This window comes from Variovorax sp. RKNM96 (genome assembly GCF_017161115.1).
GTDB lineage: Bacteria > Pseudomonadota > Gammaproteobacteria > Burkholderiales > Burkholderiaceae_C > Variovorax.
Genome location: NZ_CP046508.1, coordinates 106,583 through 120,528, shown reverse-complemented (window position 1 = coordinate 120,528; position 13,946 = coordinate 106,583). Strand labels below are relative to the sequence as shown.

General features: G+C 67.5%; 13 protein-coding genes. 10 read left to right on the top strand and 3 right to left on the bottom strand.

Translation table 11 applies throughout. From position 1 onward, the window contains the following. Positions 1-9: 9 nt before the first annotated feature. Together boxC and GNX71_RS00590 are read right to left on the bottom strand one after the other, a co-directional pair. Positions 10-1,695 (bottom strand): 2,3-epoxybenzoyl-CoA dihydrolase, encoded by a 1,686-nt coding sequence (gene boxC / locus GNX71_RS00595; RefSeq protein ID WP_206176532.1) that lies wholly within the window; start codon positions 1,693-1,695, stop codon positions 10-12. Between the two features lie 126 nt (positions 1,696-1,821). After that, entirely contained in the window at positions 1,822-2,757 is a 936-nt protein-coding gene (locus GNX71_RS00590; RefSeq protein WP_206176531.1) for a helix-turn-helix transcriptional regulator, read from the bottom strand. 201 nt (positions 2,758-2,958) lie between these two features. Between GNX71_RS00590 and GNX71_RS00585 the strand changes: the two genes are divergently transcribed. The 9 genes from GNX71_RS00585 (at position 2,959) to GNX71_RS00545 (ending at position 12,175) form a co-directional block, all read left to right on the top strand. Further along, positions 2,959-3,432, top strand: a complete 474-nt coding sequence (locus tag GNX71_RS00585; protein ID WP_206176530.1) for a DUF4863 family protein — start codon at positions 2,959-2,961, stop codon at positions 3,430-3,432. Further along, positions 3,429-4,979: a 3,4-dehydroadipyl-CoA semialdehyde dehydrogenase gene (locus GNX71_RS00580; RefSeq protein ID WP_206176529.1), complete on the top strand. Its 1,551-nt coding sequence runs from the start codon at positions 3,429-3,431 to the stop codon at positions 4,977-4,979. The genes GNX71_RS00585 and GNX71_RS00580 overlap by 4 nt, the downstream gene beginning before the upstream one ends. Before the next feature lie 27 nt (positions 4,980-5,006). Next, positions 5,007-6,554, top strand: a complete 1,548-nt coding sequence (locus GNX71_RS00575) for a benzoate-CoA ligase family protein (RefSeq protein WP_206176528.1) — start codon at positions 5,007-5,009, stop codon at positions 6,552-6,554. 148 nt (positions 6,555-6,702) lie between these two features. Then, positions 6,703-7,512 carry an alpha/beta hydrolase gene (locus tag GNX71_RS00570; RefSeq protein ID WP_206176527.1) on the top strand — a complete coding sequence of 270 codons (810 nt, stop codon included), beginning with the start codon at positions 6,703-6,705 and terminating at the stop codon, positions 7,510-7,512. Then, positions 7,509-8,684, top strand: a complete 1,176-nt coding sequence (locus tag GNX71_RS00565) for an ABC transporter substrate-binding protein (protein WP_206176526.1) — start codon at positions 7,509-7,511, stop codon at positions 8,682-8,684. The genes GNX71_RS00570 and GNX71_RS00565 overlap by 4 nt, the downstream gene beginning before the upstream one ends. 97 nt (positions 8,685-8,781) lie before the next feature. Then, entirely contained in the window at positions 8,782-9,654 is an 873-nt protein-coding gene (locus GNX71_RS00560; RefSeq protein WP_206176525.1) for a branched-chain amino acid ABC transporter permease, read from the top strand. Beyond that, positions 9,651-10,601: a branched-chain amino acid ABC transporter permease gene (locus GNX71_RS00555; RefSeq protein WP_206176524.1), complete on the top strand. Its 951-nt coding sequence runs from the start codon at positions 9,651-9,653 to the stop codon at positions 10,599-10,601. Before GNX71_RS00560 ends, GNX71_RS00555 begins: the two co-directional genes overlap by 4 nt. Before the next feature lie 124 nt (positions 10,602-10,725). Next, positions 10,726-11,472 (top strand): ABC transporter ATP-binding protein, encoded by a 747-nt coding sequence (locus GNX71_RS00550; RefSeq protein ID WP_206176523.1) that lies wholly within the window; start codon positions 10,726-10,728, stop codon positions 11,470-11,472. Between the two features lies 1 nt (position 11,473). Continuing rightward, positions 11,474-12,175: an ABC transporter ATP-binding protein gene (locus GNX71_RS00545; RefSeq protein ID WP_013538565.1), complete on the top strand. Its 702-nt coding sequence runs from the start codon at positions 11,474-11,476 to the stop codon at positions 12,173-12,175. Between the two features lie 3 nt (positions 12,176-12,178). On the opposite strand, the gene GNX71_RS00540 is transcribed toward GNX71_RS00545, so the two are convergent. Further along, the gene (locus tag GNX71_RS00540) at positions 12,179-13,090 is read right to left on the bottom strand and encodes a LysR family transcriptional regulator (RefSeq protein WP_206176522.1); all 912 of its coding nucleotides are present in this window, start codon (positions 13,088-13,090) and stop codon (positions 12,179-12,181) included. A gap of 106 nt (positions 13,091-13,196) precedes the next feature. Here GNX71_RS00540 and GNX71_RS00535 point away from each other — a divergent pair, with 106 nt between their 5' ends. Beyond that, positions 13,197-13,940 (top strand): SDR family oxidoreductase, encoded by a 744-nt coding sequence (locus GNX71_RS00535; RefSeq protein WP_206176521.1) that lies wholly within the window; start codon positions 13,197-13,199, stop codon positions 13,938-13,940. The last annotated feature ends 6 nt before the right edge of the window (positions 13,941-13,946 follow it).

The following is a 13,946-nucleotide window of genomic DNA, read 5'->3' as shown; positions in this document are numbered from 1 at the left end:
GCTGCCAGTTCAAACGCGATTCATGTCGAAGCCGGCCTTCTCGCCGGTGCCGTAGACCTTGAGCGCACCCTTCTCGCCGACAGCGTTGGGGCGGTTGAAGATCCAGTTCTGCCAGGCGGTGAGCCGGCCGAAGATGCGGGTGGCCATGTTTTCCTTGCTCGCGAAGCGCAGGTTGGCTTCGAGGCCGGTGAGCGCGTCGGGCGACATGGCGGCGCGCTCTTCGACGGCGATGCGGATCTCGTCGTCCCAGTCGATGTCGTCGGGAGCCGCGGTGACCAGGCCGAGCTTGAGCGCCTCGTCGGCATCGAGCGGCTTGCCGGCTGCGGCGCGCGCGGCCTCGAGCGGCGCGGCTTCTTCGTAGAAGCGGCGTTGCAGGCGGCTCTGGTCGTTCACCATCGGGAAGAAGCCGAAGTTGAATTCGTCGAGCGTGAGCTTGGGTGCGCGTTCGGCATCGTCGGGCAGCGCGAGCATGTAGGTGCGGTCGGCCGCAAAGGCCAGCTCGGCCAGCGTTCCGGCGAAGCACGAACCGGCCTCGACCAGCGCGAACAGGCTGCGCGACGACACATCGAGGCGCGCCAGCGTGCGGCGCAGCGCGCCGATGGTTTCGCGCACCAACCAGTGGTCCTTGTTGGCGAACATCACGGCGTCGGAGGCGAGCACCGCGGCGGCATCGCCTTCGGTCTTGAGCAGCCAGGTGCCCACATCGAGCTCGTTGGTGCGCAGGTTGAGGATCGCGTCGTCCAGTTCGCGGCACATCGCGAGCGGCCACCAGGCGGCGCCCGCGGCTTCGATCGCGGCGATGTCGGCCGGCTGCGCGCCGGTGGGCGCCTTCACGGTGATCGTGGCCGTGCGCTTGCTGCGATCGATCTGCACGTTCACATGCGAATACGCGATGCCGTCGGCGCTGTCGGTGCGTTCCAGGCGCGTGAGCGCCACGCCCTTGCCGCCCGCGGGACGGTCGCTGTTGGCGGCGAGCTGCGAGGCGCGGTCCTGCACGGCGGCGGCGAACTGCGCGGGCTTGGCCACCGCATCGACCAGGCGCCATTCGACCGCGCGCTGGCCGCGCACGCCTTCGACGCTGGTGCAGAAAATGTCGGCGAGGTCATGGCGCACATGGCGCTTGTCGGTCACGCGCGTCAGGCCGCCGGTGCCGGGCAGCACGCCGAGCAGCGGCACTTCGGGCAGCGAGACGGCGGAAGAGCGGTCGTCCACCAGCAGGATCTCGTCGCAGGCCAGCGCCAGTTCGTAGCCGCCGCCGGCGCAGGCGCCGTTCACGGCCGCGAGGAACTTCAGGCCCGAGTGCTTCGACGAGTCTTCGATGCCGTTGCGGGTCTCGTTGGTGAACTTGCAGAAGTTGACCTTCCAGGCATGGCCCGAGACGCCCAGCATGAAGATGTTGGCGCCCGAACAGAAGATGCGGTCCTTGCCGCTGGTAACGATCACGCTGCGCACTTCGGGGTGTTCGAAGCGGATGCGGTTGAGCGCGTCGTTCAGCTCGATGTCGACGCCCAGGTCGTAGCTGTTGAGCTTGAGCTTGTAGCCGGGGCGGATGCCGCCGTCTTCCGCGATGTCGAGCACCAGGCGGGCGATGGCGCCGTCGAAGCTCAGGGACCAGTGGCGGTACTGGCCGGGTTCGGTGCGGTAATCCACGCGGGTAGGCGCCTGGAGCGAAGTGGGGGTCGCGGTGTCGGTCATACGGAAGTCTCCTGTGAGGCAGATGCAAACCGGAAGAATAATGCATCTTCTGGTTCCGATAACATGCATCATGCTGCATGTAAACAGGCAAGTCAATGCCTGTTGTGCTTTTTTTCAGATTTCAGCTCAATCGCTCAGGCCGATCGATTGGCGGGCCACCCCGCGCAGCACCTGAAAGCTCTGCGCGAGCGTCTTGCCACTCGTGTCCACCGAGAGGTCTGCCTTCGAATAGAAGGCGGCCCGGCCGTTCAGGATGCGGCGCAGGTCTTCCATGGCTTCCTTGCTGGCCGCCATCGGGCGGGTGTCGCCCTGTGCGGCCACGCGGCCCATGTGCTCCTCGGGCGCAGCCTGCAGCCACACGGTGGTGCAGTGGGCGAGCAGCTCGTTGAAGGTGGCGGGGTCGGACACGATGCCGCCCGGCGTGGCGATCACTACCTCGCTGTAGATCTGTACGGCCTCCTCGAGCGCGCGGCGCTCGTAGCGGCGGTAGGCATTGGTGCCGTAGAGGTCGTGGATCTCGCGCACGCTGCAGCCGGCGAGCTTCTCGATTTCGCGGCTCAGTTCCACGAAGGGCACGTCTAGGTCGTCGGCCAGCATCTGCCCGAGCGTCGACTTGCCCGCGCCGCGCAGGCCCACGAGCGCGATGCGGCGGTGCCGCGCGGGATCGACCGAGGCCGTGCCCAGCAGTTCGCCCAGCGCCAGGCGCACGCGGCGCAGGTCGGTTTCGCTGCGGTTCTCGAGCAGTTCGCGGATAAGCAGCCACTCGGGCGAACTGGTGGTGATGTCGCCGACCAGCTCGGCCAGCGAGCAGTGCAGCGCGCCGGCCACCTGCTGCAGCACCAGAATCGACGCGTTGCCGATGCCATACTCCAGGTTCGCCAGGTGCCGCTCGGACACGTCGGCCGCCACCGCCACCGCCTTGCGCGTGAGGCCGCGCTGCGCACGCAGGTTGCGCACGCGGTCGCCCAGAGCGGCCAGCAGCGGATTCTTGGCCTCCCCGGCCGGTGCGGCGTTGCCGCTTTCTGGCGCGGTGGCCAGCACCGCGTCTACATGCTCGTTCATGCAAGTCCTCGTTCTTTGCCGGGATTGTGCGCGCTCAGGGTAAACACCATATATGCACTATATTGCTTGACACCCAATGTCTCGGTGCTTATTGTCCGACCACAAGCAAGATACTGCACGCGCGGCGATCCTGCAAGGTAGTTCATAAGTTCACGGCGGCCAGCACCGCCCCAGCCAGCCTCCACGAAGAAAGTCCCCACGATGGCCAGCAAGGAAGCATTTCACCAGTTGATCGCGGGCCTGACCGCCGAGATCGCAGGCCGGCCGCTCGACGCGCAACTCGACCAATGGCTGAACGCCAACCATGGCGCGGGCAGCGCCGGCTTCGAGCAACTGCGCCAGGCCTGCATCGGCGGCGTGGCCGAAGGGTGGCTCTGCGAGCGCGAAGGCGGTGGCATCAAGTACGGCCGCGTCTTCAAGGCCGAGGACGCGCTGCACCGCTTCTCGGTCGACGTGGTGGACATGCAGGACATCGCCGGCCCGCACCACACGCATCCCAACGGCGAGATCGACCTGATCATGCCGCTGGACGACAGCGCCGACGCCACCTTCGACGGGCGGCCCGCGGGCTGGTGCGTCTACGGCCCCGGCACCGCACACCGCCCGACCGTCGCGCAAGGCCGCGCGCTCGTTCTCTATCTCCTGCCCGAAGGGCAGATCAAGTTCACCGCATGACCGAACTCCTTTCCAACCACGTTGCCGGCCGCTGGCAAAGCGGCTCGGGCGCCGGCACGCCGCTCTTCGATCCGGTGCTCGGCACCGAGCTCGTGCGCGTCGACGCCACCGGCCTCGACCTGCCCGAAGCCTTTTCGTTTGCGCGTGAACAGGGCGGCAACGCACTGCGCGCCCTCACCTATCGCCAGCGCGCCGGATTGCTCGGCGCGATCGTGAAGGTGCTGCAAGCCAACCGCGATGCCTATTACGAGATCGCCACCGCGAACTCCGGCACGGTGAAGAACGACTCGGCCGTCGACATCGACGGCGCGATCTTCACGCTCGGCCAGTACGCCAAGTGGGGCGATGCGCTCGGCGACGTGCGTGCGCTGCGCGATGGCGACGCGGTCAAGCTCGGCAAGGAGCCGGTGTTCCAGTCGCAGCACCTGCAGGTGCCGACGCACGGCGTGGCGCTCTTCATCAACGCCTTCAACTTCCCGTCATGGGGCTTGTGGGAAAAGGCCGCGCCGGCATTGCTCTCCGGCGTGCCGGTGATCGTGAAGCCCGCGACGGCCACCGCCTGGCTCACGCAGCGCATGGTGAAGGACGTGGTCGATGCGGGCGTGCTGCCTGCCGGCGCGCTCTCGGTCATCTGCGGCAGCTCGGTCGGGTTGATGGACCAGCTGCAGCCCTTCGACGTGGTCTCGTTCACCGGTTCGGCCGAGACCGCCGCGGTGATCCGCTCCCACCCCGCCGTGGCCGCGCGCTCGGTGCGCGCGAACATCGAGGCCGACAGCCTCAACAGCGCCCTGCTGCTGCCCGGCGCCGCGCCCGGCAGCGACGTCTTCAACCTGCTCGTGCGCGAAGTGGTGCGCGAGATGACGGTGAAGTCGGGCCAGAAGTGCACCGCGATCCGCCGCATCCTGGTGCCCGCCGAGGTGTACGACGCCGCAGCCGAAGCCATCGGTGCGAAGCTCGCGGGCGTCACCGTCGGCAACCCGCGCAACGAGGGCGTGCGCATGGGTTCGCTCGTGAGCCGCGCGCAACTGAATGCCGTGCGCGACGGGCTCGACGCACTCGCCACGCAGACCACCGTGCTGCACGACAGCCGCAGCAAGCCGCTGATCGATGCGGACCCCGCCATCGCCGCCTGCATCGGCCCGGTGCTGCTGGGCGCGCGCGATGCCGATGCGGCGCAGCGCGTGCATGACGTGGAAGTGTTCGGGCCGGTCGCCACGCTGCTGCCGTATCGCGACCTGGCGCACGGCATCGCATTGGCGCACCGCGGACAAGGCTCGCTCGTCACATCGCTCTACGGCAGCGACGACGCCGCGCTCGCACAGGCCGCACTCGCCGTCGCACCGAGCCACGGCCGCGTCCACGTGATCACGCCCGAAGTCGCGCAAGCCCACACCGGCCACGGCAACGTGATGCCGATGTCGATGCACGGCGGTCCCGGCCGCGCGGGCGGCGGCGCCGAACTGGGTGGCCTGCGCGCGCTCGATTTCTATCACCGCAAGAGCGCCGTGCAGGCGAGCCCCGGCGTGCTCGCCGCCCTCGGCTTCTAGAAGAACAGGCCCCAAGGAGACCCCACGATGAGCCTGCCCGCACGATTCAATTTCGCCGAACACCTGTTCGCCCTCAACCGCGGCCGCGCCGATCGCACGGCCTACATCGACGACCGCGGCATGCTGAGCTACGGCCAGCTCGAAGACCGCGCGCGCCGCCTGGCTGCCGCGCTGAAAGCCGCCGGCGTGCGCCGCGAAGAGCGCGTGCTGCTGCTGATGCTCGACAACAACGACTGGCCCGTGAGCTTTCTCGGCTGCCTGTACGCCGGCATCGTTCCCGTCGCTGTCAACACGCTGCTCACGCCCGAGGACTACGCGTACATGCTCGACCACAGCCGCGCGCAGGCCGCGCTGGTGTCGGGCGCGCTGCTGCCCGTGCTGCAGGATGCGATGGGCCGCGGCGCGCACGAGTTGCAGGCGCTGATCGTCTCGCAGCCGACGGGCACGCTGCCCGCCAACGCGCAAGCCTTCGACGACGCACTCGCCAAGGTCGAGCCCCTGGCCGCACCAGTGAACACCGCCTCCGACGACCCGGGCTTCTGGCTCTATTCCTCCGGCTCCACCGGCAAGCCCAAGGGCACGGTCCACACGCACGCCAACCTCTGGTGGACGGCGGAGCTCTATGGCAAGCCGGTGCTCGCGCTGACCGAAGACGACGTGTGCTTCTCGGCCGCCAAGATGTATTTCGCCTACGGCCTGGGCAACGCGCTGACCTTTCCGCTCACGGTCGGCGCCACAGTCGTGCTGATGGCCGAGCGGCCCACGCCCGATGCCACCTTCCGCCGCTGGACAGAGCACAAGCCCACTGTGTTCTTCGGCGCGCCCACCGGCTTCGCAGGCATGCTCGCCTCGCCAAAGCTGCCGGCGCGCGATGCGGTCACGCTGCGCATGTGCTCGTCCGCCGGCGAGGCCCTGCCCGGCGAGATCGCGCAGCGCTTCAAGGCGCATTACGGCTGCGAGATCATCGACGGCATCGGCTCGACCGAGATGCTGCACATCTTCATCTCCAACCGCCCCGGCGACGTGCGCTACGGCACCACGGGCAAGCCGGTCGAAGGCTACGAGGTCGAGCTGCGCGGCGAAGACGGCCGCCCGGTGCCCGATGGCGAAGTCGGCGATCTCTACATCCGCGGCCCGAGCTCGGCGCTCATGTACTGGACCAACCGCGAGAAGTCGCGCGACACCTTCCAGGGCGGCTGGACCAAGAGCGGCGACAAGTACACGCGCGATGCCGACGGCTACTTCACCTACGCCGGGCGCAGCGACGACATGCTGAAGGTCAGCGGAATCTATGTGTCGCCCTTCGAGGTGGAAGCCACGCTGATGCAGCACCCATCGGTGCTTGAAGCGGCGGTGATCGGCAAGGAAGATGCAGAGGGCCTCACCAAGACCAAGGCCTTCGTCGTGCTGAAGGACGGCAGCGCCGCGACCGAGGACGAGCTCAAGGCCTTCGTGAAGGAGCGCCTCGCGCCCTACAAGTACCCGCGCTTCCTCGAGTTCGTGAGCGAGCTGCCGAAGACTGCGACGGGGAAGATTCAGCGGTTCAGGTTGCGCGAGAGAGAGAAGCAGGCATGACGCGCGCCTTGTCTTGCTCCCTCCCCTCCCGGGGGAGGGTTGGGGTGGGGGCATCGGCCTCCACGCACGCACAGCCTTCTCAAGCGCCGCGAGCCCCCATCCCAGCCTTCCCCCGGAAGGGGAAGGAGCAACAGCCGGGAGCAATGCAATGAGCGCCCCCGACTTCGCCACCATCGACTGGCGCGGCCGCCCCGTGCGCATCGAATGCCAGTGGGTCGCCCCCCAGCGAACGGACGCGCCGCTCATCGTCTTCCTCCACGAAGGCCTCGGCTCCGTCGCCATGTGGAAAGATTTCCCCGCGCAAGTCTGCGAGGCCGCCAACGCCCGCGGCCTGGTGTTCTCCCGCCCCGCCTACGGCCGCTCCACGCCGCGCGAAGACAACGAAATCTGGGACGTCGACTTCATGCACCGCCAGGCGCACGAGGTGCTGCCCGCCCTCTTCGCTGCCCTCAAGCTCGACGATGAAAAGCCCTGGCTCTTCGGCCACAGCGACGGCGGCTCGATCTCGCTGCTCTACGCCTCGCGCTTCCCCGATCGCGTGGCGGGCCTCGTGGTGCTGGCCCCGCACATCTTCGTGGAAGACGTGACCGTCGCGAACATCGAACTGGCGCGCACCGCCTACCTCTCGACCGACCTGCCGAAGAAGCTCGGTCGCTACCACGACAGCGCCGACTCGGCCTTCTGGGGCTGGAACCGCATCTGGCTGCACCCGCCCTTTCGCGACTGGAACATCGAGGCCGAGCTCGACGCCATCCGCTGCCCGGTGCTCGCCATCCAGGGCATCGACGACGAGTACGGAACGCTCGCACAGATCCGCGGCATCGCGGCGCGCGTGAGCGGCGGTTGCGAACTGGTGGAAATCCCTGAATGCGGGCATTCCCCACATCGCGATCAGCCGGAACGTGTCACCGTCGCAACCGCCGCTTTCATCACCAAAAACAGGAGACAGACACCATGACCACCATCCGCAATGCGCGCCTCGCGCTCACCGCCATCGCCTTTGCCGCCCTTGCGTCGGCGGCCGGCGCCCAGGGCACCGGCAAGCTCAAGGTCGGCCTGATGCTGCCTTACAGCGGCACCTACACCGCGCTGGGCGTGGCCATCGAGAACGGCTTCAAGCTCTACGTCGACGAGCAAGGCGGCAAGCTCTCGGGCCGCGAGATCGAATACTTCAAGGTCGATGACGAATCCGATCCCGCCAAGGCGACCGACAACGTCAACAAGCTCATCAAGCGCGACAACGTCGATGTGATCGTGGGCACCGTGCACTCCGGCGTCGCGATGGCCATGGCCAAGGCCGCCAAGGAAAGCGGCACCGTGCTGATCGTGCCCAACGCCGGCGCCGATGCGGTGACCGGCCCGATGTGCGCGCCCAACATCTTCCGCAGCTCGTTCAGCAACTGGCAGCCGGCCTACGCGATGGGCGAGGTCGCGGCCAAGCAGCAGGGCAAGAAGAAGGCGATGACCATCACCTGGAAGTACGCGGCCGGCGACGAGTCGGTCAACGGCTTCAAGGAAGGCTTCGAGAAGAACGGCGGCAAGGTCGACAAGCAGCTCACGCTGGCCTTCCCGAACGTGGAGTTCCAGGCGCTGCTGACCGAGATCGCGGCCGCCAAGCCCGACGCGGTGTACGCCTTCTTCGCGGGCGGCGGCGCGGTGAAGTTCGTCAAGGACTACCAGGCTGCGGGCCTCAACAAGACCATTCCGCTCTACGGCCCCGGCTTCCTGACCGACGGCACGCTCGATGCGCAGGGCGAATCGGCACAGGGCATGCTGACCACGCTGCACTACGCGGACGGCCTGAACACCGCGCGCGACAACGCATTCCGCGTGGCGTATGCCAAGTCGTTCAAGCTGCAGCCCGACGTGTATGCGGTGCAGGGCTACGACGCCGCGCAGATGCTGGGCGTGGGCCTTGCCGCCGCCAAGGGCGACATCGGCAAGAAGGCCGAGTTCACCGCCGCCATCGAGAAGGCCAAGATCGACAGCCCGCGCGGCACGTTCACGATGAGCAAGTCGCACAACCCGGTGCAGGACATCTATCTGCGCAAGGTGGATGGCAAGGAAAACAAGCTGGTCAGCACCGCGATCAAGGGCCTGGCCGATCCGGCACGCGGCTGCCGGATGTAAGCAGGCACTAAGGCCTTCGGTTATTTCGTTCCCTCGCGGCCCCTGACCGGGCCGCGAGCCGCCTTGCGGCAACCACAACCAACTGGGATCTCACACGGTGGATTTCGGAACCTTCCTCGTCCAGTGCCTGAACTCCGTTCAGTACGGACTGCTGCTTTTCCTCGTGGCATCGGGCCTCACGCTGATCTTCGGGATCATGGGCGTGATCAACCTCGCGCACGGCAGCTTCTACATGATCGGCGCGTACCTGGCGTTCTCGCTCGCGCCGCTGTTCGGCGACCAGTTCCTGCTGATGCTGGTGGCCGGCGTGGTGCTCGCGGCCATCTTCGGCTACCTGCTCGAATGGGCGTTCTTCAGCTACCTCTACCAGCGTGATCACCTGCAGCAGGTGCTCATGACCTACGGGCTCATCCTGGTGTTCGAGGAGCTGCGCTCCATCCTGGTGGGCAACGACGTGCACGGCGTGAAGGTGCCCGCGTGGCTCGATGGCAGCTTCGCGCTGGGCAACGTCATGAGCTACCCTTGGTATCGCCTGTTCGCATCGGCCGCGTGCATCGTGCTCGCGGTCGGCTTGTACTGGGTGGTGAACCGCACGCGCCTGGGCATGATGATCCGCGCCGGCGCGAGCAACCGCGACATGGTGCGGGGCCTCGGCATCGACGTGAAGCGGCTCTACCGCATCGTGTTCGCGGCGGGCGTGGCGCTCGCGGCGCTGGCCGGGATGATCGCGGCGCCGATGTCCTCGGTGTATCCGAACATGGGCGCGAGCGTGCTCATCATTTGCTTCGTGCTGGTGGTGATCGGCGGCATCGGCTCGATCACCGGCGCGCTGCTGGCCTCGCTGCTGGTGGGCTTCGTCGACACCTTCGGCAAGGTGTTCTTCGCTGACCTGAGCGGCATCGGCATCTACCTCCTGATGGCCATCGTGCTGATCTGGAAGCCCGAAGGGCTGATGGGGAGACGGTCATGAAGAAGGGCGCATTCCTTGTGCCCGTGGCCTGCGCGGTGCTCATCGCCATCGCCGGCCCGTTGATGGGCAACTACGCCTCGGACTTCATCGTGAAGGTGATGATCCTTTCGATCTTCGCGCTGAGCCTCGAGCTGCTGGTCGGCATGACCGGCCTCGTGAGCCTGGGCCATGCGGCGTTCTACGGCATCGGCGCGTACGTGACGGTGCTCGCATCAGGCAGCGAAGGCGGCAACGTCGCGTTGCTGCTGCCGATGGCCATGGGTGCGGCGGCGCTCTATGCGCTGTTCGTCGGCGCTTTGAGCCTGCGCACGCGCGGCGTGTACTTCATCATGGTCACGCTGGCCTTCGCGCAGATGGCCTTCTTCGTGTTCCACGACACCAAGGTCGGCGGCGGCAGCGACGGCATCTACATGTACGTGCGCCCGGCCCTCGGCGCGCTCGACCTGGAGAGCCGCATGGTGCTGTTCTACGTGGTGCTCGCGTCGCTCGTGTTCACCTACGGGCTGCTCGCGCTGATCCGGCGCTCCCGCTTCGGCGCGGCGCTCGCGGGCATCCGCGTGAACGAGCAGCGCATGCGCGCGGCGGGGTTCCCGGTGTACGGCTACAAGCTCGCGGCCTTCGTGCTGGCGGGTGCGCTCGCGGGGCTCGCGGGCTTCTTGCTCGCCTCGCGCGACGGCGTGGTCAACCCCGAGCTGATGGCCTGGCACAACTCGGGCGAGGTGCTGCTGATGGTGATCCTCGGTGGTCTCGGCCATCTGCGCGGCGCGGTGATCGGTGCCATTGCATTCACTCTCCTGAAGGAAATCTTCTCGACGCATGCCGTGATGGGACCGCTCGCGGACCACTGGCAGCTCACGCTGGGGATCGCGATCATCGTGTTCGTGGCGTGGTTGCCGAAGGGGCTGATTGGTTTGGTGAAGCGCATTTCACCGAAGGAGGCCGCATGACCCGCTCACTGTCTTTCCCCCTCCCCTCCCGGGGGAGGGCCGGGGTGGGGGCACGCGGCGTGTCCATTGAGCGCTCTGCCTGCCCCCATCCCAACCTTCCCCTGGAAGGGGAAGGAGCAAAACCATGAACGCACTGCTTTCCGTCGAAGGCCTCACGCGCCGCTTCGGTGGCCTCACCGCGGTGAACGCCGTCACGCTCGACCTGCACGTCGGCGAAGTGCACGCGGTGATCGGCACCAACGGCGCGGGCAAGTCGACGCTCATCAACATGCTCTCGGGCGAGATCGAAGCCTCCGAAGGCCGCATCGCGCTCGACGGCATCGACATCACGCAGCGCGCGCAATCGAAGCGCGCGCGCGACGGCGTGGGCCGCAGCTACCAGCGCACGACGATCTTTCCGGAGTTCAGCGTGCACGAGAACTGCCGGCTCGCGGCGCAGGCCGCGACCGCGCGGCCGTGGGCGATCTGGCAGGCATCGCAGCGCTGCGCATCGAGCAACGCCGCAGCCGACGCGGCGCTCGACGCCGCAGGCCTTTCCAACGAAGCCTTGCGCATCGCCGGCACGATGAGCCACGGCGCGCAACGCCAGCTCGAAGTGGCGATGTGCCTGGCCACCAGGCCGCGCGTGCTGCTGCTGGACGAACCGCTCGCCGGCATGGGCGCCGAGGAAACCGACCGCATGCTCACGCTGCTCGCGCGGCTGAAATCGACGCACGCGATCCTCCTGGTGGAGCACGACATGGACGCCGTCTTCCGCATTGCCGACCGCATCACGGTGATGGTGAACGGCACGGTCATCGCGAACGGCGATCCGACCTCGATCCGCGAGAACCCCGAAGTGCGCACCGCCTATCTGGGAGAGGACCACTGACATGCTGATCGTCCGCGACCTCAACACCTACTACGGCAACAGCCACATCCTGCGCGGCGTGCATGCCGGCATTCCGACGGCCACGTCGGTGGGCCTGCTCGGACGCAATGGCATGGGCAAGACCACGCTGATCCGCAGCATGATGGGCTACGTGCGGCCCGCTTCGGGCGAAGTGCAGGTCGACGGCCGCACCGTCACCGGCTGGCCGCCCGAGAAGATGGCGCGCCTGGGCATCGGCTACGTGCCCGAGGGCCGCGGCATCTTCCCGAACCTCTCGGTGCGCGAGAACCTCGTGATGAGCGAGCGCGCGGGCATCGACGGCCGGCGCGCCTGGACCTTCGACCGCGTGATGGCGACCTTTCCGCGGCTGGCCGAGCGGCTCTCGCACGGCGGCCAGCAGCTCTCGGGCGGCGAGCAGCAGATGCTTTCCATCGGCCGCGCGCTGATGACCAATCCGCGCCTGCTGATCCTCGATGAAGCGACCGAAGGCCTCGCGCCGCTGATCGTTGCCGAGATCTGGCGCGTGATCGGCGAGATCCGCAGCACCGGCATCGCCACGCTGATCGTGGACCGCGACTACCGCAAGGTGCTCGCGCACACCGACCTGGCGGTGGTGATGGAGAAAGGGCAGATCGTGCGGCATGGGGCATCGGCCGATCTGCTGGCGGAGCCGCAGGCGCTGGAAGAATTGCTGGGCGTGTGAAGCTCAGACGGCCCGCTGCGCCATCAGGAAATCGATGAACACCCGCATGCGCAGCGGCACATGCCGCCCGTCCGGATACAGCAGCGTGTACGGCCGCGAGCGGCCCGCGAACGGCTTGAGCACCTCGACGAGCGAGCCGTCGGCAAGTTCCTTCTCCACGACGAAGCGGTAGGTCTGGAACAACCCGGCGCCGCTCTTGGCGAGCGTGACGCCGCCGAGCACGTCGTCGGAGCAGCTGTAGGCGCTGTCCGCGAAGACCTCGCGGTCCTTGCCGTCCTCCTTGAAGAGCCACGAGATGCGCCGGCCGCTGCTGGGCAATTCGAACTGGATGCACTCGTGCGCCGCAAGGTCGTCCAGCGTGCGGGGCGTGCCAGCCGCCTTCAGGTACTTGCGCGTCGCGACCACCACGAGCCCCGCGTCCTCGAGGTGCCGCGCGATCAGCGTGGAGTCGGGCTGGGCGCGCACGCGCACGGCCATGTCATAGCCCTCCTCCACGAAATCGATGTTGCGGTTGCTCAGGTGCACATGCAGCCGGATGTCGGGAAAGCGTTCGCGGAACGCCGGCAGCATCGGCAGGATGCGGTGGTGGCCGTAGGTGGTGGGCACGCTGATGCGCAGCGTGCCCGAGGGCTGCGCCTGCTGGCCCATCACTTCGCGCTCGGCCTCGGCGAGCTGCGCAAGCGCCTGTCGGCATTGCGCGAAGTAGGAGCGGCCCGCATCGGTGAGCCGCACGCTGCGCGTGGTGCGCACGAACAGGCGCAGGCCCAGCCGCTTCTCCAGGCGAGAGATCGAGCGGCTCACGGCCGCCGGCGTCACACCCGCAGCGAGCGCAGCCGAGGTGAAGCCACCTGTTTCCGCTGCGAGGCAGAAGAGCTCGATGCTGCCCAGGAGGATGTCGCCGAACTGCCTTTGCATTGATTGATTACCTTGCGTATCAAGTGAAGTACGAGTCTAGTGATTTATCTACGGCTGCGTCATCAATACAGTTCTCCTCACGTCATCAACTTCTGGAGAACCCGACATGCAAGACAGCAATTCATCCCCCACCGTCGTCATCACCGGCGCCTCGAGCGGCATCGGGCTGGGCCTCGCACAGGCGTACCTCGAACGCGGCTTCAACGTGGTTGCGAATGCGCGCACCGACGAGCGGCTCGCGGCCGCCGCCAGGCAGTTGGGCAACCCGGCCCGCTTCCTCGGCGTCGCGGGAGACATCGGCAGGCGCGACACCGCGCAGAAGCTCATCGACCGCGCCGTGGAACGCTTCGGCCAGGTCGACGTGCTCATCAACAACGCGGGCATCTTCAACGCCAAGCCCTTTGTCGACTACACCGAGGAAGAGCTGGACCAGCTGGTCGTCACGAACCTCAAGGGCTTCGTCTACGCCTCGCAGGCCGCCGCCAGGCACATGATCCCGCGCCGCAAGGGCCACATCGTGAACATCACCGCAGGCATCGCGCTGCAGCCGAATCTGAAGGTGCCGGCCTTGGTGCCGGTGCTGGTCAAGGGCGGCATCAACGCCGCGACGCGCGCGCTGGCGCTGGAGCTCTCGCCGCACAACATCCAGGTGAATGCGGTGGCGCCCGGCATCGTCGACACGCCGATGCACCCGTCCGAGAACCATGGTTTTCTGAGTGGCCTGGCGCCCGCCGGCCGCATCGCGACCGTGCGCGAGATCGCCGATGCGGTGCTCTACCTCACCGGCGCCGGCTTCACCTCGGGCGTGGTGCTGGCGGTGGACGGCGGCGCGAGCGCCGGCACCTGGTAATCGCCT